Source organism: Burkholderia pyrrocinia (assembly GCF_022809715.1).
Taxonomy (GTDB): Bacteria; Pseudomonadota; Gammaproteobacteria; order Burkholderiales; family Burkholderiaceae; genus Burkholderia; species Burkholderia pyrrocinia_C.
In genome coordinates this window covers 2,557,289-2,580,869 of sequence record NZ_CP094460.1, presented here as the reverse complement: position 1 = coordinate 2,580,869, position 23,581 = coordinate 2,557,289, and the positions used below count along the sequence as shown (strand labels likewise).

The window sequence follows — 23,581 nt, the reverse complement described above, 5'->3', positions numbered from 1 at the left end:
CCTCGATTCTCGATCCCCGACCGGTAGCGGACGCGCGCACCGACGAGCCCGCCGCAAAGGCCGACGCGCCCGACACGGCTGCATCGCGTTCCGAATCGCCGCCTATCGTCGTCGGCCGAACCGAAGGGCCGATGTTGTTCGACAAGAACAACCGGCTTGTCTGCGTCAAGCAACTTCCGTTGCCTGGGGTCGTCATCTTCGTCCACGGTGTCAACTCTGAGGGCGAATGGTTCGAAGCGTCCGAAGAAGGACTGTGCGAAGGCCTGAATCGACGACTCGGGCGCCTGGACGATCAGATGAAGTATCAAGGCGTCGATGCCGGACAGTTGACGCCCGCGAAGTACACCGAAGGCGTGACGCCGGACGGGTTTCTGAACCCGCAGCTTTGGGCGGGAACCTATGTCAAACCCGATCCGTCGTTCTCACCCGTCATCCATTTCCGGTGGGGCTACAAGGCGACACTGGAAGAGCTGAAGGAATACGGCGACAAGATCTTTCTGAACGAGAAGGACTATTGGGGCGGCGGTCCGTTCACCAACGGCTGTTCGAGCCTGCCCGATCTTTGGCACGGCGGCCTCGACGACCGGGCATTCGGATGGACGTCCGTGCAGGGTATCAACCCGACCAACCGGCCACTATATCGCGCGCCGCCGCGTGCGTATGGCGTGCTTGCCGCGTTGCGGCTCGCCAGGTTGATCGAGTCGATCCGCAAGATGCAGGCCAATGTACCGATCACGGTTGTGTGTCACAGCCAAGGGAATATCGTCGGCCTCACAGGCGCGTTCTTTGGTGATGCGTTACCGGAAGTCGAAGATCCTTGGGGGCGTAAGGGACGGTGCGTTGCGGACGCCTACGTGCTGGCGAATGCCCCGTACAGTTTCGCTCAGGGCGAAGGTCAGCAAAAATCCAGCATATTCATGGACACGTGGTCACAGCGCGGAACGAAGGACGACAAGGGCAATCGCGGACGACAGACTTACGCGGCACGCACGCAGACGTTCGGAAAATTCCTGTCGATCATCGGCGCCCGCGCCGCATACGAGCCGTCGCCCGACAAGGTCGATGAAGACATGGCAAATGACCGCGTATCGCCGACGAGCAACAAGTCCTATGCCGCGCAGGATGACCGCGCGCGTCACGGCCTGAACGGTTCGACGTACGGGCGCGTCACGTCGTATTGCTGTCCGCACGATCAGGTGATCTCGGCCGTAACTGTGCAGGGTATCGGCTGGCGCGGTATCGGCAAGCACGAACTCGACGACATCCGCGTATCCGGCGTCCTGACGCAGCGCGTGTTCGCGTCCGGCTTCGATGTCGGCGTGCAGAAACCTTATCGATATTGGGAAGACGACTGGCGGCATGGCGAGAAAGGGACGACATCGGGCTTCTGGTATCCCCCGTCGCCGCCGGCAAAATTCGGTCTGATCGGTGCGCTCAAAGGAAACGAATCCATCTTCGGGATGATGGGGACATTGATCACTGCGCCGGTCATGTATGCGGCGACCGCTGCGACTTCCGCACTAAAGATGTTTCGTGTGAACGAAGATCCGCCGAAGGGGTGGACGATCGTTGCGGATGCACCTGCATTGGACGAAACATTTCCGCCGAAGGCGCTGCGGTTCGGCAAGCCGGTCGAAACGCGGGACGGCGACGCAGTAAGCGACTTCAACGAAGGTAACGATCCGCCGTCCGCATGGCGCGATGCGAGCAAGAGCGATGTGGACAAACAGGCAGATGACCCTTATGACCAGTACAAGGCGAAGAACAAGGACGGCGACGCCCAGGGGACGGCCGAGAGTGAAGCCGGGCAGCGTTACGAGGACCGTGCACTGATGCGGATGGAGGCGCGCCGAACGTTGAACACCGAGTGGGTCGACGGTGACGGTCATGTTATCGGAGAGGATGGGAAAAGTGATTTACCTGACGGCTACAAGGACTGGCGAGACAAGCAGATCACGGATTGGCTGGATCATGGCCAGACCAATAGCCCGACGAACCACTCAACGACGATGACCAACCCGGACCATGCGAGAAAGGCGCTTGCTTATGATGTGGCGATTGGCCCGTGTTACCTGACGTCCGATCAACTCTACGACCTGCGTATTGAGGCCGATTGGCGCATGGGTGACGGCATAGAACGAGACAGTCCGAACAAAAAATATTCGGATTACTTTTCGTCCGGAAAAATTGATGACTTGCCAATGCACAAATGGGCGAACGCCGAAGGTAGTGAAGCTAACATGCCCGACAAGATCATGGATGAACGCGAAGGCCAGATCTATCTGAAAGCCGGGAGTGTGATATGAAGGCACTGATCGCTACATGGCCGCGTCGTGTTTTCCTCACCATCACGATATGGCTGATCGCCACCTTGCTGATGCTCATGCTGGTGGCGCATTTAGATGAACCGCATCCAGCATTGCTGGAAACTGGAGACTGGATGAAACGACTTGTCATCGTGCCCGGCTTGGCGGCACTCATGGTGTTTCTATTCACCACGGCTATGACGCGTCCAACGCAAGCTGCTCACCCCACGGAGCCGGCAGGGAATGCCGCGTCAGCAGCCAACGAACCGGCAAAGCCATTGGTTGCGCAGGTTGTTGGCCTGATTTGGCTGAATCCGTTGCAACGCATGGACTACTCGACCGAATGGCAATTATTGTGGACGCAAGGGCTTGCCACACCAAACAAGAACGACGACATGGTGCGCACGGATCCGAAATCATTCGCCACGCTGCAATCAGTCGCAGGTGTTGCCTATGGAAATCGTGGGAAAGAGACGTTTTACGGTTTCTATACCAAGTACATCGATAAGTTTCTCTTGTTGATGCGCACGCGTTATGCAGCGAATGCACAATACTTCTATACGGTAAAGTCCGAGAATCAGAAGGATTGGCGTGAACTTGGCGGCCAGCACATTGAACTTGCAGTTCCGAAGCGACTTGAGCCGCGTGAAGCTCAGGAGTGGTTGCGGAAACGCATGATGAGTTTCTTTGAAATCGGCCCGCCGTCCCCCAAGACTCTGTGGAGCCGCGACACGCCCCCTGACGTGCAGGTCACGCAAGGTGGCGCAAACGCCGGCTTCACATCGCTGAACAGGGCATTGAGCTACCTACAGGCCAACCCCGACAAGAGCGTGTGGGTGATGAATTGGGACGCACCGAATTTCCCGCCGACCGATGCGCAGATCAACGAAAACCTCGTTGTGCTGTTCCTCGCCGGCCCGACCTTCAACACCGAGCGCGAACCGCTCGCATGGATCGGCAAGGCCGCGACCGGCAACACCGACGAGTTTTCGCAGAAGGTCGGCACGACACGAACGGTGCAAGCGTGGAAGGCGACCATCGATCAAGCGGCACAAAACGCAGGGATTGCGGTCCCGGATATCAAGTACATCGTTCACGATGCGGGTGCCGGTAGCGATGCGGCGTCGAAGCGCCTTGTCGGCCTGTCGCAGTCGCTTACCGAAGTCCTGCCCGAATACGACCACCAGAAGCAGACGTTCAACACGGCGGCGCTGCTCGGCGACATGGGAACCGGTAGCGCATTGACCGACGTTGCGCTGGCCATCGGCCGCGTCAATCACTACGGCGGCAACGCACTGGTCGCCGGCACGACCGACCCGGCGCATCCCGTCGCCGTCGTGGTGATGCCGCCATCGAAACTCACGACGATCGATCCGGACAAGGACTGGTTCCGCGCGCGCGGCGGGAACAACGCCTATCTGCCGTGGTGGGGCCGTCGTCACGACACGAACTACGGAACGCAGGGCTATTCGTGGTGATGCAAACCGACGCGGCAGCGCGTTTCGAGCGAACGCGGCCACCGCGACAAGTCATTCAGGAGATTGGTTATATGCGAGGAATTATTCGAGTAGGCGACGTACACACCCACGGCGGCCGGGTCGAGTCCGGAGCCGGAAGGAGCAAGGTAATGGGACGCGCGGTCGCCCGCATTGGCGACGCGTGTTCATGTCCGATTCACGGAACCGGCGTGATTGCCGAAGGTGACATGGCGTTTGATGTCGAAGGCAGCGCCGCCGCATTCGACGGCCACAAGACTTCCTGCGGCGCGGCGTTGATTTCTTCCCTGCAAACTTCCGGGCGTGTCTGAATGCGGCAAAGCCGACGCATGAGCGCCGAACAGTTCCGACTGTTGAAGCTCCAAGATACCCGGATCAAGCCCATCAACCATTGGGCGTTGTTTGAAATCTTCGTGAAGGGCCGGTCACAGCGTGCGCTTGCCGCCGAACTCGGCATGACGTGTTCCGCCATGTCGCAACTTGTGCGGAAGGCCTGGCAAAGGTATCTGGAGCTGCCGGGCAACGATACGCGCCTGACCACACTGACGATTACGATCCCGGCAAAGTACGAAAGCGCATTGCATGCATGGGTTCGGGACGCTCACCGACTGGCCAAGCCATCCGATCCACAGTAACGACTTGATCGAACCCGTGGAACAGTAGCGACCGCCCCCGAATACGAAACGACGCGGGAAGGCACCGCTCGCCCATCGTTTCACGGCAACCCGGCGATGGGGGCACGTCGCGCACGGCTCCGCCCACCAAGAAACAAATTCCACCATTCCACATTAAAAGAAAACGTTATTCCATATCAAGCTGGATCACCGACCTATTTTGGATCCATTTTCCCTCCTGTCCCCCGTATCATTTCTCCCATTCAGAATCAGCAAGAAACGGACATGAGCGACACCACCACGCTGCACTACCTCGACTACGCGGCGACGACGCCCGCGGATCCCCGCGTGATCGAAGCGATGACGGCCTGCCTCGGCTTCGACGGCATCTTCGGCAATCCCGCATCGAGCTCGCATGCCGCCGGCCGGCTGGCGCGGGAACAGGTCGAGCGCGCACGCGCGCAAGTCGCCGCGCTGATCGGCGCGGACGCCGACGAGATCGTCTGGACGTCGGGCGCCACCGAATCGAACAACCTCGCGCTGAAGGGTTATGCGGACACCGCGACCGACAAGCGCCACCTGATCACGAGCCGCCTCGAGCACAAGGCCATTCTCGATACGATGGCGAACCTGTCGAAGCGCGGGATGTCGGTCAGCTTCCTGACGCCCACGCACGACGGCGAAATCACCGCCGACGCGGTCGCCGCGGCGATCGGCCCCGATACCGGCCTGGTGTCGCTGATGCTCGTGAACAACGAGATCGGCACGCTGACCGACATCGCCGCGATCGCGCGGATCGTGCACGCCGCGGGCGCGCTGCTCCACGTCGACGCCGCGCAAGCGCTCGGCAAGACGCCGATCGACGTGCGTGCGCTCGGCATCGACATGATGTCGATGTCCGCGCACAAGGTTTACGGCCCCAAGGGCATCGGCGCGCTGTTCGTGCGCCGCGACATCGCCGACCGGATCGCCCCGCAGATTCATGGCGGCGGACACGAGCGCGGGCTGCGCTCGGGCACGCTCGCGACGCATCAGATCGTCGGCATGGGTGTCGCGTGCGAACTCGCCGCCGAAAAACTCGACGGCGAAGCCATGCGGATTGCTGCGCTCGGCACACGCCTGACGGACGCGCTGTTCGCGCTCGGCGATGTCACGCAGAACGCCGCTGCTGCGCGCCGCATCCCGCACACGTTGAGTCTGACGGTGAATGCGCCCGGCTTTTTCCCGTTCGTGCTCGGCGAAGCGCTCGCCGTGTCGTCTACATCCGCATGCAACTCGACCAGCGGTGCACCGTCGCACGTGCTGACCGCGATCGGCCTCGATGCGGAAACTGCCGGCCGCACCGTGCGCGTGAGCTTCGGTCGCTTTACGACGGAGCAGGACGTCGATTTCGCGATCGCCTGTTTCCGGAAAGCGATCGAGCAATGTCGGGCGACGGCTGCGAACGGGTTTTCCGCTTCGCGGCAGATCACGCCGGCCGATCTGAAGGCGATCCGGAATGCGGGCTTCCGCTCGGTCATCTGCAACCGCCCGGACGGCGAAGGCGACGATCAGCCTGCGTTCGACGAGATCGCTGCAGCTGCCCGCGAACTGGGCCTCGAAGCGCGCTACCTGCCGGTCGAGCGCGATCATATCGGCGACGCGGAAGTCGATGCGTTCGGTGCGTTGGTCGATTCGCTGCAAAAGCCGGTGCTCGCGTATTGTCGAAGCGGGAGCCGCTCCGGCATGCTGTGGAATCGTTTGTCGAGCCGGCGTACGGCCTGACGCGGAACACTGCCCGAACACGCCGCCGCACCACCCGCCTTCGCACGCAAAGAATGCCGATGCATTGAGACGTCGCCGGGTGGTGACGCAGGCCAACCAATCAAGCCTCGGTCACCCGGCTGAGGACTGCCTTTGCATGACCCGCCGGCAATCCTGTCGCGCGCGCCCCTATTCGCCGCCGCCCCCATCGCCATTCACCGGCGAATAAATCGCCAGCTTCAACGCGGGATCGTCGTTCGCCTGAAACGTCGCGTATTCGTAACGCTGCGTGCCGCGTTGCGCATGCACGAGCACCTTCTGGCCCGACGCCCCGCTGCGCACGTCGTGCGCATCCCACCATTTCGCGAACTCGTCGCTGCTCGCGCGCAGGCGCTCCACCAGCGCAATGAACGCCGGATCGTTCGCATGGAGATCATGGTTCGTGCGAAACAGCGCGATCATCCGGCGCGCTTCGTCGGCCCAACTCCCGGCGAAGAGCCGACGCGCGTGCGGCTCGACGAACATGTAGACCAGGATATTGCGGTCGGCTTCCGCGAGCCGATCGAAGCCGAGCAGGTCGGCCGCGGCGGCATTCCACGCGAGGATGTCCCAGCGCCGCCCGGTCACGTACGCAGGCAGGTGAAGATTCGCGACGAGCTGCGCGACGGTGGGCGGCACGCACTCCGGCACGAACGCACGCGACGTATCGCGCCGCGCGAGCGCGCGCAGATGGGCAGCCTCGGCCTTGTCCAGCCGCAATGCGCGTGCCAGCGCGTCGAGCGTCGCGTCCGACGGGCTGACGTCGCGCCCCTGCTCCAGCCGCACATACCAGTCGACGCCGATGCCCGCCAGTTCCGCGACTTCCTCTCGCCGCAGGCCGGGCGTGCGCCGGCGCGGGCCGTCGTGCAGGCCGACGGCATCCGGCCGCAGCTTCTTGCGCCGCGAGCGCAGAAAATCGCCGAACGGGGTTCGCGTCGTAACGGTCATCGGGGTCGCTCCGTGCAGGGTGGTATCGGTCGATCCTGGGCTCGTGCCGGGCCTTGTTGCGGATTCTAAGCCTGCCAGAATCGGCGCGTCCCCCACCCTCTGGAACAGTCATGAAAGCTGCGATTCTGAAGTCGCTCGGCATGCCGCTCGCGATCGAGACGATGCCGGATCCCGTGCTCGGCACCGGCGAGGTCATCGTGGATGTCGTTGCTGCACCGGTGCTGTCCTATGCACGGGAAGTGTTCAGCGGCGAGCGCCGGTATCCGATCGAACTGCCGATGGTGCCCGGCTGCGGCGCAATCGGCCGTGTCAGGCAAACCGGCCCCGACGCGACGAGGTTGCAGCCGGGCGACTGGGTGTTCTGCGATCCGACCGTGCGCGCGCGCGACGATGCGCTGATGCCCGATATCGTGCTGCAGGGCTGGAGCGCGCGCGGCGAAGGCGGCAAGCAATTGCAGCGCCATTTCCACGACGGCCCGTTTGCCGAACGACTGCGGGTGCCGACCGAGAACGCCGTGCGCATCGGCGACATCCCGCCGGCCGACGCCGCACGCTGGTGCGCGCTCAATACGCTGCTCGTGCCGTACGGCGGGCTGCTCGCGTCCGATCTGCGCGCGGGCGAAATCGTGCTCGTCAGCGGCGCAACCGGCAACTTCGGCAGCGCAGGCATCGCGGTGGCACTGGCGATGGGCGCGCGGTGCGTGGTCGCGCCCGGCCGCAATGCGCGCACGCTCGCGGATCTCGAACGCCGCTTCGGCGAACGCGTGCGCACCGTCGCGCTGACCGGCGACGAAGCCGCGGATCGCGCACGCATGCAGCAGGCGGCGCCGGGGCCGATCGACTGCGTGATCGACCTGATGCCGCCGTCGGTGCCCGCGACGACGGTGCGTGCCGCAGTGATGGCGGTGCGCCCGTATGGGCGCGTGGTGCTGATGGGCGGCGTCGGCATGCTCGGCGGTGCAGGGCTCGAACTGCCGTATCCGTGGATCATGCGCAACGACATCACGCTGCGCGGCAAGTGGATGTGCCCGACGGAAGCCGTGACGCTGATGACGGGGCTCGTCCGCGGCGGGCTGCTCGACCTCGGGCATTTCGACGTGACGGTGTTCGCGCTCGACGATGCGAACGAAGCGGTCGCGCATGCGGCGGCGAACGGCGGGCCGTTCAGGATGACCGTGATCGCGCCATAGCCTCGACGCACGGCATTCGTGAGTGCCGGGTGCCGACGCACACTCCGCGCCAGCACCCGGCCGTCAGGCCATACACCGCTACATCACTCGTCCTGCTGTTCCTGCTGCGCCTGCACCTGCCGCTGCTGGATGAACTGCCGTACATCGCTCATCGTCACGCGGCCCGTGTGCTTCGCATCGATCTCGTCGAAGTGCTTCGACACGAAACCGAGCCCGCTGCTCTGCGCCTGCGCCTTCGTCACGGCCGCGCCGTTGCTCAGCACCGTATTGGCGCCGAGCCTCGCGTCGACACGCCGCTGCGCCTGCTGCTGCAGCGTCGTGCCGGTCGACGGCAACACCGGCGCCGCACGCGTGGCAGGAAAGAACGGACCGTCGACACCGCGCCCGCCATGCGGCAGCTTCACCGGCGCCACCGCCTGCGGCGGCAATGCGTAGGCGCTGCTCATCGCGGCACCGAGGACGATCAACGCAGACGTACGCCGAATCAATTTGATTAGGGACATGATCACTCGCATTCAATGGATGAATAGAGGGTTCCTTTGACAAGGAGTCCGTCGCTCAAGGGGCCGCCGCCAGCGTCGTCGCGGCCGTCGCGCCCGGGACGCTGCCGGTCGGCACGCTGGGCGGGTTCTCGTCCGGCCACGGCGGCGGCAGCGTATGCAGCGTCAGCGCCGTCGGAATCCGCTTGCCGCGATAGAACGTCGTCAGGTCTCGCTTCATCTGCGGGCGCGCGACATCGTCCAGATACGTCATGTGACCGCCCTGGAAGAAGTTCACCTGCAGCTTCGGGTTCAGCCCCTTCACCGTCTGCAGCCGCGCGAGTTGCTTCTCGGTGTTGAAGAACGGCGTCGCGAGATCGTGGAAGCCATTCTCCGCGAGCACGCGAAGCTTCGGGTTGAGCTGCAGCGCACCGAGCAGATCGGGGATCGTGTCGGGCATCGGCTGGCCGTCGTGCGAGAAGTCCCATACGCCGATGATGTTGTCGTTCAGCGGCAGGTAGGTCGCATTCGGCGCGGTATAGCCGAGGTAGTCCGGCATCTGCGTCGCGAGCGCGTTCGTGAACGGCTGCGAGATCAGGATGTCGGACGGGTCGCCGTCGGTTTGCAGACGCGGATCGGAGTTCGGCAGCGACACGCGTCCGTCATAGCGGCCGACCGTCGTTCCGGGCAGCAGGCTCGTGCCGAACGGGTTCGCATTGAAGTAGCCGCGCAGCGCCTGTTGCGTCAGGCTCGACGGGATCGACCACAGCTGGAGCGTCGCATCGCTCGGGAACACCGGCGTGCCGAGCGCATCCGGAATGCCGAGCTGGCTCAACACCCACGACTGCGAATACTTCTGCAGCTGGTTGTAGATCAGCGTCGTGAACAGTTCCGTCTGCAGTGCGTACAAAGCCTGGTTCACCGGCGCCGGCGAGACCTGGTTGAAGTACGCCGCGACCGCCGCGTAACCTGGCAGATAACCTGCCACCGTATCGGTTTCGAGCAGCAGCCCTTCCGTCGACTGCGTGATCGCCACCGCTTCCACTGCATCCGCGAAGTAGTTCAGGATTGCCGACTGCAGCACGATGCCCGTCAGGTGCACGCCGGCCGATTCGAGCGCGAGCGCCAGCATGTCGGTGCGCGGCGTGCCGTACGATTCGCCGTACAGGTAGATCGGCGAGCTGCCGCGGCTGTTGACGTTCAGGTAGCGCTGGATGAAGTCGCGCATGATGTTCACGTCCGCATCGGAACCCCAGTACTTCTGGTTGGTGTTCGGCAACACGGCTTCCGACAGCCCGGTTCCCGGCGGGTCGATGAACACGAGGTCGGTGGTGTCGATCAGGCTTTCCGCGTTGTCGACGAGCGGATAGTTCGGCCAGTTGCTGCCGAACAGCGGATCGGGCGTGGCGACGCGGGTCGGCGCGAACGAGCCGAGACGCAGCCAGATCGACGACGAGCCGGGGCCGCCGTTATACACGAACGTGACGGGCCGCGGCTTGCCGTTCGTGCTCGGCGCGGTGTACGCGACATACGACATCGACGCTTCCGCATTGCCGTTCGCGTCCTGCGCGGTCAGGTGGCCGGTGGTGGTCGTGTAGTTGATGGTCGTGCCGCCGGACTTCCACTGGTAATGCATGACCGCCGCTTTCTCGGACACTTGCGCGGCGGCGAGGCCGTCGGTCGCATTCATCGAATACGCGACCTGATCGACGTAAGGCTGGTTGGCCGCCGGCGCCTGGCTGGCGGCCGCTTGCACGCTGGCCTGCTGGCTGGCGGTCGCCTGCGCGAGGCTCGACGCGCCGACGGACGACGAATCGTCGCCGCCGCATGCCGCGAGCGCCAGTGTCATGACGGTCAATGCGCCTAGCCCGGCCAATCGGCCGTGACGACCACGGCGACCTTGGCGGCTGCCGGTACAGCTCCTGTCTGGTTTCATCTCTGCCCTTTGATTTGGTTCGGATACCGCTTCACAAAGGCCGCCTTCGCCGGCGAGACGCGCAGCAACACCCGCCACTCGCGCAAAAGGCGGTTGGGATCGGACTGCTTCAAGAGACTGAACGTGATACAGACACAGCAAACTGCCGGCGAGAATCGTGCTTGAACCGCCCCCTGCAGTTTGGACTTCTTTTCTGATTACCGAAATTTACGACATCGACAAAATAGGCGGTGCTGCGCCGCGTTGTCAAAGATCATTCCGATATTAAAAATCCCGTAATGATGCGAACGGCGGCCAGTGTCTGGAATTTGAAAGAAAACGGGATTATTCGTGCGAGGTGCGCCTTGTCGGCAAGGCTTCGCCGAATATTTTACTTTTCTCGCACAACGCAGAAGCGCCTTCTGTATTGACGAAGCGCTTCAAAGTTAGCCTTCAGATCGACAGGATTTTTCTTTCATTTTTATTATCACCAATCGATTAAAGCGGCGTAGCTTCATGCATACGTGATTCGATGACTCTATTCACTTCTACAATTTTTCAATCCGCGGGGCTTATGCGCGCCTCGCCATCCACAAAATACCGATTCCGCTAATTCGCCTCGGTTGCAGTGGAATTATTTACCCGATATCCGACCGGATTTTCCGCGGTGCGAGCGGCGCGCGATACACACGCGCCGTCGCCCGCCACAAACAATCAACCCGCGATCAACGCCCGCCGCCCGGCAGCGCGATATCGATCAGCACCGGATCGTGATCCGACGACCGATACGCATCCGGCGCGTAGTACGTCTTCTGCTGCTCGGCCGACTTGTACGCCATCGTGTATTGCAGCGCGAGCGGCTCGTCCGCGTTGATGTGCCATTCGTGCACGGCCTTCACGTGCGACGCGAGCGGCAGCGTCGCGAGCGCGTGATCGAGATAACCGGCCTCGCCGTTGTACACGTAGCTGTACGCGTTCGCGCCGATCCAGCGCGCGACGAGGTTGCGGTAGCCGCGCGATTCGAGCGCGCGGATCGGGTCTTCATGCGTATAGCTGTTGAAGTCGCCGATCAGCAGCACGCCCTGGCCCGCGACACCGGTCGGCGTGCCGGCGAGCCAGTCGGCAACCTTCGCCGCCGCACGCGTGCGCGTCGGGTTCCAGCAGCCCTGGCCGTCGCCCTGGTCGAGATCGTCGTTCGCGGCGTCCGGGCAGTTCTTCGACTTCAGGTGGTTCACCGCGACCGTCAGCGCCTGCTTGCCGCCGATACGGCGGAACGACTGCGCGAGCGGCTGGCGGTTCTTGTCGTCGATCGCGAGCGTGGCCGCGCGGCCGACCGGCTCGACCTTGCGGCTGTCGTAGATCATCGCGACCGCGATCGCGTCGCCGCCGAGGCGCGACGTGCCCGGATCGACGACGCGCCAGGTGTCGCCGAGCTTCGCCGCGAGCTGGCGCACCGCGCTCAGTTCGCCGTAGCCGTTGTTCTGGATTTCCATCAGGCCGATCACGTCGGCGTCGAGCGCCTTCAGCGCGCTGACGATCTTCGCTTCCTGACGCTGGAATTCCTGGTAGTTCTTCGCGCCGCGGTTGTTCGGATCGTCGAAGCCGCCGCCGAGACCGTTGCCGTTGAAGTAGTTGAGGACGTTGAACGACGCGACGCGCAGGTTCGATTTCGGATCGCGCGCGGGCGCGTTGGTGCGCGGGTTCGTGCGTGCGTCGAACGCCGGCACCGCCGCGCCGGGCAGCGGCTGCACGCGCCACGCGCCGTAACGCACTTCGAGCACGCCTTCGACGTCGCGCACCGTGTAGCCCGCGCGCAGCGTGTTCGCAGCCGACAGGCCCGGCGCCGGATACGGCACGGTCGCGGGGTTCTGCTTGTTCGAGCCGTCGTCGAGAACCAGCCGGTTGCGTGCGTTCGCATCGATCTGCGTCTGCGCCTGCGCGGGCGGCACGACGCTCGTCGGCGTGCGCAGGCGGCCGTTGCTGAGCAACACGCTGCCGTAGCGGCCGAGTTCGTAGTTGTCGGTGACGTTCAGCGTCTGCGGCAGGCGCACGAGCATCCCTTCATACGCGGCGAATGCGTTCGGGCTGTCCACCGGCAGCGTGAGCGTCGCGGGCGTGACGGTCTGGCCGTTCGCGCACACCGCGATCGCACCCGACTGCGTGAGCTGCGTCTGCCCGTATTTCTCCTCGACCTTGCCCGTCACGTGCACGAGATCGCCGGCCTTCGCACGCACTTTCGGCGCATAGACGAACAAGCCTTCTGACACGCCCGGCTGGTTGCGGCGCTGCGCGTCGGCCTGCTGGACGAAGAAGCCGCCGAAGCCGTCGGTGCCGCCGAAATCGGCGGTGACGACGGCTTCGATCGACACGTTCTGGCCGGCGAGCGGCGACGGCGCGCCCGGCCCCTGGATATCGGCGATCGGCGTCGCGCTGCCGCCGCAGTTCGGGCTGACGGGCGCGGCGGTGGCGGCGAGCGCCGGCGCGGCGAGCGTGGGCAGAAGCAATAACGGGGCAAACAGGCGGATTGTCGAGCGCATGGCGGGGAATCCCGGTTGTGAGGGTGGCGAAAGCTTAGCGGCGCTCAATGACAGTTTTTGGTAATCGGCAGACAGGCCGATGTAATTTCCGTCATCGCGCTGCGATCACAACCAGCCGCACGGGTTGTGCCGGAAAACGCAGGGGGGATCGTCCGACAAAAATCCGCCGTCCGCGTGACGATTCCCCTGCGTGACCTGCAGCACCGCACCGCCGCGCTAGACCGTCCCCGGCAACGCACTCGATACGAGCACGGCCGCCACCATCAGCACGCCGGCCAGCACCACCGCCTCGATCCGCAACACCGCGCCGAACCGGCGCAACGGGCCGGCCGGCATCGCGGCGGCCGGGTCCTTCAGCGCGGCCAGCAGCTTCGGCATCCCGAAGAACCGGTTGTGTCCGCCGAGCGCCGCTGCAATCAGCACGAGCGCGAGCTTCAGCAGCAGGATCTGTCCGTACGTCGACGCGAGCAGGTTGGCGGGCGTATCGACACCGCGCCATCCGTTGTACGCGCCAGTCGCGAACAGCACGATCAACGCATAGGTCGACGCATCGGAAAGCGACTGCACGAACGACGCGCCGGTCGCGCGTTCGCCCGCAGGCATGCCAACGAGTCGCGGCATCACGCCGAACGCCGTCACGAGCACGAGCCCGACCCACGCGCTGATCGCCAGCAGATGCAGCCAGTCGACCCACACCGGCACGCTGAACAGCCCCGCGTCGACCGGATGGCCGCCGTTGCTGCGCGCGAGCGCGACGCATGCGAGCGCGGCCCACATCGCGAACGGAAAGCGTGTGTCGTTCGCATGCCTGACGAACGACAGCAGCACGACGGCGACCATGAACACGGCACCGGCCAGCCACGCATGGCCGAAGCCGGTGCCCACGAGCATCGCGCGGACGGACGGCCCGGCGTCGAGCATCGACACTTCGCTCATCAGCGCGCAATGCGCCCAGAACGCGGTGATGCTCGCGAGCAGCGACGCGACCGACGCAATGCGCAGCGTCGCGACGAGACGCCGCCCGATGCCGTGCTGCCACGCCGACACACCGCGCGCGAGCCAGTGGCTGCCGAGCAGCGCGCCGACGATCACCGCGAACCCGGCGTTCTGGATCGCCACCGATACGAGCCGCAGCAGGCCGACGAAGCCCTCGTTCACCCTTTCACCTTGAACGTATAGGTGCCCTTGGTGCGATGCGCGTCGGCCGTCATCGCCGCCCACTGCACCGTGTACGCGCCCGGCGCGAGCTTCGGCATCGCGACGGTCATCACGCGCGGGTTCGACGCATCGACCTTCGCCTTTTCCTGCGTGACGGCGTTGCCGTTCGCGTCCGACACCTTCACCGAACTGAACGTCGGTTCGAGGTCTTCGTTGAACGTAAGCCGCAACGTGTCGGGCGCCGTGTCGACGGTACTGCCTGTCGCCGGTGCTGCGCTTTCCAGCTTGCCGTGCGCCGATGCCGCGACCGGCGCGGCCGCGAGAATCGCGCCGGCCGCGGCGAAGGCGGCCAGCCGCGTAAGAGTCGTGATCTTCATGTTCATGCCCGGCGTCACGGCTTCTTCAGTTCGACGACGGTCAGCGCGCCGCCCACGTCCTCGGCGACGAAGTCGATCTTGTCGCCCACCTTCACCTGCGACAGCATCGCAGGGTCCTTCACCTTGAACACCATCGTCATCGCGTCCATCCCGAGGTTGTCCAGCGGGCCGTGCTTGATCGTCAGCCTGCCCGCGGCCGTGTCGACCTTGCGGATCTCGCCGTGCGACATCCCGTGCTTCGCGTCGGCGCCCTGCATCGCGCCGCCGCTCATGTCCATGCCGGCCATGTCGCCGGCCGCATACGACGCGGCGGAAAATGCCAGCGCGCAACCCATTGCAATCGAAACCAGTCCCTTCTTCATCGTGCTTGCTCCCGAGTGAGTGAATCGAAACCGGCGGCCGCATCGGCACGGCCGCCGCGTGCTGCTACTGCTGCTCAGCCGTCCGGCAATTCGCCGGTGTATTCGTATGCGACGGTGCCCTTCGGATGCCGGAACCAGCCCGGGTCGCGATAGTCGTTGCGGCCGAGCCCCTGCCGCACCTTGAGCACCGTGAACATGCCGCCCATCTCCAGCGGCCCGAACGGGCCCGTGCCCGTCATCATCGGCAGCGTGTTGTCGGGCAGCGGCATCTCCATGTTGCCCATCGCGCCGCCCGTGCTGCCCATCGCCATGTAGTCCGGCACGAGCTTGCCGATCTTTTTCGCGAGATCCTTCTGCGGCACGCCGATCAGGTTCGGCACCTGGTGGCCCATCGCATTCATCGTGTGATGCGATTTGTGGCAATGGAACGCCCAGTCGCCCGGGCGATCGGCGGTGAACTCGATCGCGCGCATCTGGCCCACCGCGACATCGGCCGTCACTTCCGGCCAGCGCGCCGCCGGCGGAATCCAGCCGCCGTCGGTGCCCGCGACTTCGAAGCTGTAGCCGTGCAGGTGGATCGGATGGTTCGTCATCGTCAGGTTGCCGAAACGAATCCGCACGCGGTCGCCCGCGCGCACCGGCAGCGGATCGATGCCGGGGAACACGCGCGAGTTGAAGGTCCACATGTTGAAATCCGTCATCTCGTTCACGCGCGGCGTGTAGCTGCCCGGATCGATGTCGTACGCGGCGAGCAGGAACACGAAGTCGCGATCGACCGGCATCGTGCCGCGATCCTTCGGGTGCACGATGAACATGCCCATCATCCCCATCGCCATCTGCACCATCTCGTCGGCGTGCGGGTGATACATGAACGTGCCGTGCGATTCGAGCTGGAACTCGTAGACGAAGGTCTTGCCGGGCGGGATATGCGGCTGCGTGAGGCCGCCGACGCCGTCCATCCCGTTCGGCAGCCGCAGCCCGTGCCAGTGGATCGTCGTGTGCTCGGGCAGCCGGTTGGTCACGAAGATGCGGACCTTGTCGCCTTCGACGGCCTCGATCGTCGGGCCCGGCGACTGGCCGTTGTAGCCCCACAGGTTCGCGTTCATGCCGGGCGCCATCTCGCGCACGACGGGCTCGGCCGTCAGGTGGAATTCCTTCCAGCCGTTCTTCATCCGCCACGGCAGCGTCCAGCCGTTCAGCGTCGCGACGGGCGTGTACGGGCGGCCGTTCGGCGGCACGAGCGGCGGCTGCGTGGCGGTTTTCGCCATCGTGGGCGCTTCGGGCAGCGACGCGGCGCCGGCCTTGCTGACCATCGCGGCGCCCAGCAGCGCGGCGCCCGAGCCGCTGAGAAATTGTCGACGGGACACCATGTCAATGACCTTCAGGATGCGTTGCGGGCGCCGGTTGCGCCGCGGGTGAGGAAGCCGGCTGCGGCGCAGCGTCGGTTCCGGGTTCGGGTTCGGCGGCAGCCGCCGCGCGCGGTGCGGGGCCCGTAGTCGGCAGCCGGCCGCCGACGGCCATCTGCAGATCGGTTTCGGCGAGCCAGTAGTCCTTCAGCGAATCGATGTAGCCGTTCACCGCGCCGACCTGTTCGCGCGCATCGGTCAGCAGCTCGAACACGCTCGCGAGCATCCCGTTGTAGCGCAGCAGCAGTTCGTCCGAGATCGTCTTGCGCAGCGGCACGACTTCGTCTCGATAGTGCTTCGCGACGTCATAGCTCGTCACGTATGCCACGTAGGACTCGCGCACTTCGGAGCGCGCATCGATGGCCGTCTTCGCGAGCCGGTTCGCCGACTGCATGTAGACGGCCTCGGCCCGCGCGACCTTCGCGCCGCCCCAGTCGAACAGCGGAATCTCGACGCTGATCTCGTAACCGTGCTCGTGCCCCTTGCCGGTCTCGTAGTTGTTCACGTAGCCGAGATCGACCGCGTTGACGAAGCGCGTGGCCTTGCTGAGCCCGAGCGACGACGCGACGCCCTGCGTCTGCAGCTTCGCCGCCTGGATGTCGAGGCGGTTGCTCATCGCGAAGCGTTCGAGATCGGGCAGGTCCGGGCGCGCTTTCGGCAGGTCGGGCAAGCGGTCGGGCAGCGCGTACTGCGTGCGCTCGCCCCACAAGCCCATCGCGCGCGTGAGCTTTTCGCGCGCGGCCACGGCCTGCTGGCGCGCCTTCGCGTGCTGTGCGACCGCATCGGCATGGAACGCCTGTTCGCGCGCGTAGTCGAGCCGGCTGAAGTTGCCGGCCTGCCGCATGCGCTGTGCGAGTTCGGCGGCCGCGCTCGCCGCATCGCGCACTTGCTGCGCGTAGTTCGCGGCCTGCTCGGCGGCGACGGCCTCGACATACGCGCGGCGCGCGTCGGCCGCGACCTTCAGCATCGAATCGGCCGTTTCGAGCTTGGTCTGCTCGAAGCGGCGACGCTCGATGTTCGTTGCGAGCGGCATCGCCAGCAGCGCGAACACGTTCGCCGAGAACGTGCGGCCGAGCGTCAGCTCGCCGTCGCCGGCGCGCGTGCGGCTGAACGAGAAGCGCGGGTTCGGCAGCCGGCCTGCCTGCACGAGGTCGGCTTCCGACAGCCCTAGCTCCGCGTACGACGCCTGCAGGCCGCGGTTGTTCAGCAGCGCAACCTGAACCGCGTCGTCCATCGACAGCGGTTTCGCAAGCAATTCCGTGGTCCGCTTGTCGACGGCTTCGCGGTCGGCGTCGGTGCGGACGACGACGGCGTCTTTCCCGATCCGTTCCGACGCGGTGGACGACACGGCGCCAAAGCCGCCGTCCTTCGAAAACGTCGTGCAGCCCGCGAGGAACGCCAGCACGACCGCGGCCGCGCCGATCCTCGGCGATATCGTGAGGTGCTTCATCGCGCGGCCCCTCCGTGCGTCGAATGGGCGCCACCGTCGCCCGCCGGGTTGCCGGGCTTCGCGTCGGCGGTCGTGCGCCCCTTCGCGGGCCGCTCCAGTACGTCCCGGTTCAGTTGCTTCCAGCCCGGGCCTTCGTCGTCCCGATACGGCCGGTAGCCGTCGAACGCGGACGTCACGGCGACGTCCGGCACCGTCGCGGCGGCATCCGCCGGATCGGGAAACGGGGTTTGCGCAGGCGCGAGCGACGGCACGATGGCCGCCGCGCTCAACAGCGCCGCAGTGATCAATCGCATGAACAAGTCTCGTCGTAAGTCGTCCGGCGGACCGCGTACGGCCGCCAGCGTGGATTGCGGGTCGCGGCCGGTCGGCCGCGTGCAGGGACTAGACGGGAATCCGCCGAGGCGGCCGCTCGATGCCGCCGGTCAGGAACGACACGACGACGGCCGAAAGCGGATACGACGCGATCGCGATGCTGGCGTCCGCCGCAGCCGGCACCGCCGGCACACCCGACATGCCCGTGCCGAAGCAGCAGGACACACAGGCGGCACACGACGCCGCGTGGCTGTCGTGATCCCCATGGTTCCCCCGCGTGCCCGGTGCGGTCGACATCGTGTGCGGCGCCTCTTCCGCATGCGGCACCGCAGCGCCCGCGCACTGCATCGAAACGGTCGCGAACGACTGCATCGGCAGGCTCAGCGCCAGCAGCACGACGAGGATGAATTTGCGCCAGTACGACATGGAAACGGAATCAGGCAGGCAACGATCGGATCGGCCGGCGCAGCGCCGCGACGGCGCGCTCCGGGGACAACACGGCTGCAGCTTATCGCCGCCGCCGTGACGACGACATGGTCGAAACATGACGGGATTTTCATGAAACGCGGGCGGAGTGGCGAGTCAGCACTTCATGAAAATTCCGTCATCCGGCGGTCATCTTTCGCGCACGCACGGCGCCGTAAGCTCAGGCGTTACACTGACCGGCTGGAACCACGGACAGCCTGCCTCACCATGCGGATACTGATAGTCGAAGACGAACCCAAGATGGCGTCGTACCTCCGGAAGGGGCTGATGGAGGCGAGCTACACGGTCGACATCGCGGAGAACGGCAAGGACGGGCTGTTCCTCGCGCTGCACGAGGATTTCGATCTCGTCGTGCTCGACGTGATGCTGCCGGAGATGGACGGCTTCGAGGTGCTCCGGCGGCTGCGCGCGCAGAAGCAGACGCCCGTGCTGCTGCTCACGGCCCGCGAGGCGATCGAGGACAAGGTCACCGGCCTCGAACTGGGCGCCGACGACTACCTGCTCAAGCCGTTCGCGTATGCCGAGTTCCTCGCACGCATCCGCTCGCTGCTGCGGCGCGCACCGCGCAACGTGCGCGACATCCTGTATGTGGCCGATCTCGAAGTCGACCTGATCAAGCGCCGCGTGCGGCGCGCCGACAACCGCATCGACCTGACCGCACAGGAATTCGCGTTGCTGCAACTGCTCGCGGAACGCGAGGGCGAGGTGCTGACGCGCACCTTCATCACGTCGCAGATCTGGGACATGAATTTCGACAGCGACACGAACGTCGTCGATGCGGCGATCAAGCGGCTGCGCGCGAAGATCGACAACGCGTACGACAAGAAGCTGATCCACACGATCCGCGGCATGGGTTACGTGCTCGAGGATCGTTCGTGACCGCCAGCCCGGCTTCGTATTCGCTGCTGCGGCGCCTGACGCTCGCGTTCGCCGTCGTCGCCGCGCTCGTGTTCGCGCTGACCGGCGCGTACCTCTATCGTTCGTTGTCCGCCGAACTGACGCGGCGCGACGACATCGAGATCTCCGGCAAGCTCAACCAGTTCCTGCAGCTCGCGCACGCGAGCGGATCGACAGCCGCGCTGCGCGCCGATCCGGCCGTGTTCCATGAAGTTCTGCTGTCGCATCCGGGCGTCTATCTCGGCATCTACGACGGGCAGAACCGCCCGCTCGTCGAGCACACCGACGAAGCCGGCAACACGCTCGCCACGGTGATCGCCGCGCCGCATGCGTCCGGCGGAACCGGTAAAACCGGCGACCCGTTCACCTGCTCGCCGCCCGGCATCGGCACATCACGCTGCGTCTATGCGCGCGCCACGCTGCCGTCCGGCGAGGCAATCCAGGTCGCGCTCGCACGCACGGCGACGGATCGCCAGTCGCTGCTCGAAAGCTATCGCGTCGACATCTGGCTCGCGGCGGCCGTCGGCGCGCTACTGGTCGGCGCGCTCGGCTATGCGGTCGCGTCGCGCGGCCTGCGCCCGGTCGAGAGCCTCGGCCGGCAGACGTCGCTCATCGAGGCGCACAACCTGAACGCGCGCCTCGACGCGCGCGGCGGCCCGGTCGAGCTGCGCGAGCTCGCGACCTCGGTCAACCGGATGCTCGACCGCCTCGAACGCGCGTTCGTGCGGCTGTCGCAGTTCTCGTCCGATCTCGCGCACGACATGCGCACGCCGCTCGCCAACGTGATCAGCTCGTCGCAGATCACGCTGTCGCGCGCACGCACGACCGAAGAATACGAAGCGCTGATCGATTCGAATATCGAGGAATGCGAACGGCTGCAGCGGATGATCGAGAACATGCTGTTTCTCGCGCGCACCGACAATGCGCGGCAGCACCTGAAAACCGCCGAGCTCGACGCGGGCAGCGAATTGCGCCGGCTCGCGTCGTATTTCCAGGCACTGGCCGACGAGGCCGGCGTGCGCATCGACGTCCGCGGCGATGCGCCGGTCGTTGCGGACGCAACGCTGTTCCGGCGCGCCGTCAGCAACCTTGCATCGAACGCGCTCGAACATGCGGAAGCCGAGTCGACGATCGAGCTGGCCGTTTCCGTGCAGGCCGGTTACGCGGTCGTCGAGGTCACGAATCGCGGTGTCACGATTCCGCCCGAACAGGTCGACCGGATCTTCGAGCGCTTCTACCGCATCGATTCGTCGCGGCATGGTGCGGCGCGGAACGCGGGGCTCGGGCTCGCGATCGTCAAGTCGATCATGGAGCTGCATCGCGGCAAGGTCGAGGTCGTGAGCCGCGACGGACGCACGACGTTCGCGCTTTACTTTCCGCGCGGCACCGATAGTTAGTCAGGCAGTTCGCTGCCGGCTCGCGATCACCGGGCGTGCTCGGTGCCGAACGATCCGCGCAAGCGGACGAGCAACGCAATGGTCGCCGCGCTGAACACCGCCCCCGCGTAGAACGTCGCCGCGGCGCCCGCCCTGTCCCACAGGATGCCGGCGACGACACTCGATACGAGCGTCACGACGCCGCTGAGCAGGTTGAAAACGCCGAACGCCGTGCCTCTCAATTCGGACGGCGCGGCTTGCGCGACCATCGTGGCGAGCAACCCTTGCGTCATCCCCATATGGAGCCCCCACAGCGCCACGCCGACGAGTACGGTTCCCCAGTGCGTGCCGTGCGCGAGCACGAGGTCGGCTGCGATCAGCATGACGAGTCCGGCCACCATCAGCTTCGTGTGGCTCGTCGTGTCGGCGAGCTTGCCGAACGGATAGGCCGACAACGCGTACACGACGTTCATCGCCACCATCACGAGCGGAACGAGCGCGACGGGTACGCCGCTGCCCATCGCGCGCAGCACCAGGAAAGCCTCGCTGAAGCGGGCCAGCGCGAACACGGCACCGACCACGACGACCCACCAGTAACGCGCGCCGAGTTGCTTCACGACGTCGCGGCGGATCGGGTTGACGCGCTTGTCGCCCGGCGCGCGCGCCGGCTCGTCGATACCGAACGCGAGCAGCGCCACGGCCAGCATGCCCGGAATCACGGCCAGCCAGAACGCGAGGCGGAAGTCGTCGCGCCACATCAGCATGATGGCGACGGCCAGCAGCGGCCCGAGAAACGCACCCACCGTGTCAAGCGCCTGCCGCAGCCCGTACGCGGCGCCGCGCAGGTGGACCGGCGTGACGTCGGCCACGAGCGCATCGCGCGGCGCGCCGCGGATTCCCTTGCCGATCCGGTCGACGATCCGCGCCGTCACCACGACGCCGATCGTCGGCGCGATGGCGAACAGCGGCTTGCTGAGCGCGCCGAGCCCGTATCCGGCAACCGCCAGCCACTTGCGATTGCGCAGATAGTCGCTCAACGTGCCGGAGAACACCTTGACGACCGGCGCCGTCGCCTCGGCGATCCCCTCGATGACGCCGATCGCGGTCGCGCTCGCGCCGAGCCCCGCCATCAGGAACATCGGCAACAGGCTGTGGATGATTTCCGACGATACGTCCATCAACAGGCTGACGCAGCCCAGCACCCAGACGCTGCGCGGAATCTGACGAAGAATGCGGGTCGACGCTTCGGTCTGCATGGGTCGCTCTCGATTCGGGAATCCTGACACGGGATGCCACCGATACTACTGCGGGCCGGTGACACACACCACACGGACGCGTCGACGTTAATAGAAAGTCAGAGGCTTCGCTTGGTTTTCGGATCAGCCGCCCGGCCCGCCATTGTTGCGCGCGGCCGCCAGTAGCCCCCAAAAGCGGGTTCGTCATCAGGTTGAATTGAGTGGCGTATTTTGAGGGTTATACGACCTTTGAGCCATTCACTTCCGGTTCCATAATTTGCGCAGGAATCAAGCCGGAACACGAGCACAAACGCGATTGCGGCTTGTGCGTCCGGTTTGACCAATCTCGAGCAAAGAAAGGAACGGAAGATGAGGCTTAAGAACAAGTCAGCTTTGATTACGGGCGGTACCAGCGGCATCGGTCTCGCGACCGCCAGGCTTTTCATTGCAGAAGGCGCCCGAGTTGCGGTTACCGGTCGCGACGATGCAGTGTTCGAGCGCGTGAAGGCCGAGCTTGGCGAGAATGCGTTGGTTCTCAAGGGCGATGTCCGTTCGATCGAGGACATGCGAGCGATTGCCGCAGAGGTAAAAGCGAAGTTCGGCGGGCTGGATGTCGTGTTCGCCAACGCTGGTTGGGCTTTCCCGTCCGCGGTCAACGACATCGACGACCACCTCTACAACGAGATCATGGACATCAACGTCAAGGGCGTGGTGTTCACGCTTCAAGCGGTGCTGCCGGACTTGCGAGATGGCTCGTCAGTCATCCTCAACACATCGTTCGTCGCCCAGACCGGCAAGCATGGCATCTCGTTGACGGCGGCGGCGAAGGCCGCCGTGAGATCGCTGGCCCGTAGCTGGTCCTACGAGTTTCTCGATCGCAAGATTCGGTTCAACGCGATCGCGCCGGGCGGCATGGACACGCCCCTGCTCGGCAAGTGGGGGATGTCGGACGAGGATGTCCGCAACTTCAAGAGCGAGTTCGCGAAGACCATCCCGGTAGGCCATCTCGGCAAGGCAGAGGACATTGCCTACGCGGCGCTCTATCTCGCCAGCGACGAATCCTCGTACGTCGTCGGCAGCGAGCTGATTGTCGATGGCGGTGCCTCGCAGCTTTAAGCCCGCGCGTTCCGATTCAAGAGCCCTGCACGTTCTTCCGGCTCATCCACACCTTGATCACACGTCCACCCGCATGCCTGTCGTGGTGGTTTTCAATCCGGCCCAACCCGGTTGCGCACGGAGGGGCCGAAGCGCAAGG

21 protein-coding genes are annotated in these 23,581 nt (G+C 65.1%); 9 read left to right on the top strand and 12 right to left on the bottom strand.

Annotation, left to right across the window (positions count from 1 at the left end; translation table 11 throughout):
* Positions 1-131: 131 nt before the first annotated feature.
* The 5 genes from MRS60_RS28420 to MRS60_RS28400 all read left to right on the top strand — a co-directional run bounded on the left by MRS60_RS28420 (position 132) and on the right by MRS60_RS28400 (position 6,180).
* The gene (locus tag MRS60_RS28420; protein WP_432207854.1) at positions 132-2,306 is read left to right on the top strand and encodes a T6SS effector phospholipase Tle3 domain-containing protein; all 2,175 of its coding nucleotides are present in this window, start codon (positions 132-134) and stop codon (positions 2,304-2,306) included.
* Positions 2,303-3,784 (top strand): virulence factor, encoded by a 1,482-nt coding sequence (locus tag MRS60_RS28415; RefSeq protein WP_243566044.1) that lies wholly within the window; start codon positions 2,303-2,305, stop codon positions 3,782-3,784. Before MRS60_RS28420 ends, MRS60_RS28415 begins: the two co-directional genes overlap by 4 nt.
* Before the next feature lie 71 nt (positions 3,785-3,855).
* Complete coding sequence (locus tag MRS60_RS28410) at positions 3,856-4,113, top strand: PAAR domain-containing protein (RefSeq protein ID WP_081938507.1); 258 nt, start codon at positions 3,856-3,858, stop codon at positions 4,111-4,113.
* An 18-nt stretch (positions 4,114-4,131) separates the two neighbouring features.
* Positions 4,132-4,437 carry a TrfB-related DNA-binding protein gene (locus tag MRS60_RS28405; RefSeq protein ID WP_034182204.1) on the top strand — a complete coding sequence of 102 codons (306 nt, stop codon included), beginning with the start codon at positions 4,132-4,134 and terminating at the stop codon, positions 4,435-4,437.
* Positions 4,438-4,701: 264 nt separating this feature from the next.
* A complete protein-coding gene (locus MRS60_RS28400) occupies positions 4,702-6,180 on the top strand; it encodes an aminotransferase class V-fold PLP-dependent enzyme (RefSeq protein ID WP_243566043.1) in 1,479 nt (492 codons plus the stop codon).
* Between the two features lie 168 nt (positions 6,181-6,348).
* Here the strand turns inward: MRS60_RS28400 and MRS60_RS28395 are convergent, their stop codons facing one another.
* Entirely contained in the window at positions 6,349-7,146 is a 798-nt protein-coding gene (locus MRS60_RS28395) for a helix-turn-helix transcriptional regulator (protein WP_131949073.1), read from the bottom strand.
* Between the two features lie 110 nt (positions 7,147-7,256).
* Here MRS60_RS28395 and MRS60_RS28390 point away from each other — a divergent pair, with 110 nt between their 5' ends.
* Positions 7,257-8,336: an alcohol dehydrogenase catalytic domain-containing protein gene (locus tag MRS60_RS28390; protein WP_034181940.1), complete on the top strand. Its 1,080-nt coding sequence runs from the start codon at positions 7,257-7,259 to the stop codon at positions 8,334-8,336.
* 83 nt (positions 8,337-8,419) lie between these two features.
* Here MRS60_RS28390 and MRS60_RS28385 read toward each other — a convergent pair whose 3' ends face one another.
* The 10 genes from MRS60_RS28385 to MRS60_RS28340 form a co-directional block, all read right to left on the bottom strand.
* A complete protein-coding gene (locus tag MRS60_RS28385) occupies positions 8,420-8,851 on the bottom strand; it encodes a hypothetical protein (protein ID WP_063835067.1) in 432 nt (143 codons plus the stop codon).
* Between the two features lie 43 nt (positions 8,852-8,894).
* Positions 8,895-10,751, bottom strand: coding sequence for a S10 family serine carboxypeptidase-like protein (locus MRS60_RS28380; RefSeq protein ID WP_131949074.1), 1,857 nt, complete (start codon positions 10,749-10,751; stop codon positions 8,895-8,897).
* Between the two features lie 704 nt (positions 10,752-11,455).
* A complete protein-coding gene (locus MRS60_RS28375; RefSeq protein ID WP_243566042.1) occupies positions 11,456-13,267 on the bottom strand; it encodes an ExeM/NucH family extracellular endonuclease in 1,812 nt (603 codons plus the stop codon).
* Positions 13,268-13,483: 216 nt separating this feature from the next.
* On the bottom strand, positions 13,484-14,425 hold the full coding sequence (locus tag MRS60_RS28370; protein WP_243566041.1) for a CopD family protein: 942 nt from the start codon (positions 14,423-14,425) through the stop codon (positions 13,484-13,486).
* Positions 14,422-14,802: a copper homeostasis periplasmic binding protein CopC gene (copC, locus tag MRS60_RS28365; RefSeq protein WP_034182202.1), complete on the bottom strand. Its 381-nt coding sequence runs from the start codon at positions 14,800-14,802 to the stop codon at positions 14,422-14,424. Before copC ends, MRS60_RS28370 begins: the two co-directional genes overlap by 4 nt.
* Before the next feature lie 14 nt (positions 14,803-14,816).
* On the bottom strand, positions 14,817-15,164 hold the full coding sequence (locus MRS60_RS28360) for a copper-binding protein (RefSeq protein ID WP_131949125.1): 348 nt from the start codon (positions 15,162-15,164) through the stop codon (positions 14,817-14,819).
* Between the two features lie 74 nt (positions 15,165-15,238).
* The gene (locus MRS60_RS28355; protein ID WP_072438338.1) at positions 15,239-16,534 is read right to left on the bottom strand and encodes a multicopper oxidase family protein; all 1,296 of its coding nucleotides are present in this window, start codon (positions 16,532-16,534) and stop codon (positions 15,239-15,241) included.
* 1 nt (position 16,535) lies between these two features.
* A complete protein-coding gene (locus MRS60_RS28350; protein ID WP_243566040.1) occupies positions 16,536-18,020 on the bottom strand; it encodes a TolC family protein in 1,485 nt (494 codons plus the stop codon).
* Positions 18,017-18,313: a hypothetical protein gene (locus tag MRS60_RS28345; RefSeq protein ID WP_243566039.1), complete on the bottom strand. Its 297-nt coding sequence runs from the start codon at positions 18,311-18,313 to the stop codon at positions 18,017-18,019. The genes MRS60_RS28350 and MRS60_RS28345 overlap by 4 nt, the downstream gene beginning before the upstream one ends.
* A gap of 88 nt (positions 18,314-18,401) precedes the next feature.
* The gene (locus MRS60_RS28340) at positions 18,402-18,758 is read right to left on the bottom strand and encodes a hypothetical protein (protein ID WP_034181933.1); all 357 of its coding nucleotides are present in this window, start codon (positions 18,756-18,758) and stop codon (positions 18,402-18,404) included.
* Between the two features lie 267 nt (positions 18,759-19,025).
* Between MRS60_RS28340 and MRS60_RS28335 the strand changes: the two genes are divergently transcribed.
* Together MRS60_RS28335 and MRS60_RS28330 are read left to right on the top strand one after the other, a co-directional pair.
* Positions 19,026-19,697: a heavy metal response regulator transcription factor gene (locus tag MRS60_RS28335; protein ID WP_034181932.1), complete on the top strand. Its 672-nt coding sequence runs from the start codon at positions 19,026-19,028 to the stop codon at positions 19,695-19,697.
* Positions 19,694-21,112 carry a heavy metal sensor histidine kinase gene (locus tag MRS60_RS28330; protein ID WP_243566038.1) on the top strand — a complete coding sequence of 473 codons (1,419 nt, stop codon included), beginning with the start codon at positions 19,694-19,696 and terminating at the stop codon, positions 21,110-21,112. The genes MRS60_RS28335 and MRS60_RS28330 overlap by 4 nt, the downstream gene beginning before the upstream one ends.
* A 26-nt stretch (positions 21,113-21,138) precedes the next feature.
* On the opposite strand, the gene MRS60_RS28325 is transcribed toward MRS60_RS28330, so the two are convergent.
* Positions 21,139-22,347 (bottom strand): MFS transporter, encoded by a 1,209-nt coding sequence (locus tag MRS60_RS28325; RefSeq protein ID WP_243566037.1) that lies wholly within the window; start codon positions 22,345-22,347, stop codon positions 21,139-21,141.
* 348 nt (positions 22,348-22,695) lie between these two features.
* Here MRS60_RS28325 and MRS60_RS28320 point away from each other — a divergent pair, with 348 nt between their 5' ends.
* On the top strand, positions 22,696-23,442 hold the full coding sequence (locus MRS60_RS28320; protein ID WP_105392745.1) for an SDR family oxidoreductase: 747 nt from the start codon (positions 22,696-22,698) through the stop codon (positions 23,440-23,442).
* The last annotated feature ends 139 nt before the right edge of the window (positions 23,443-23,581 follow it).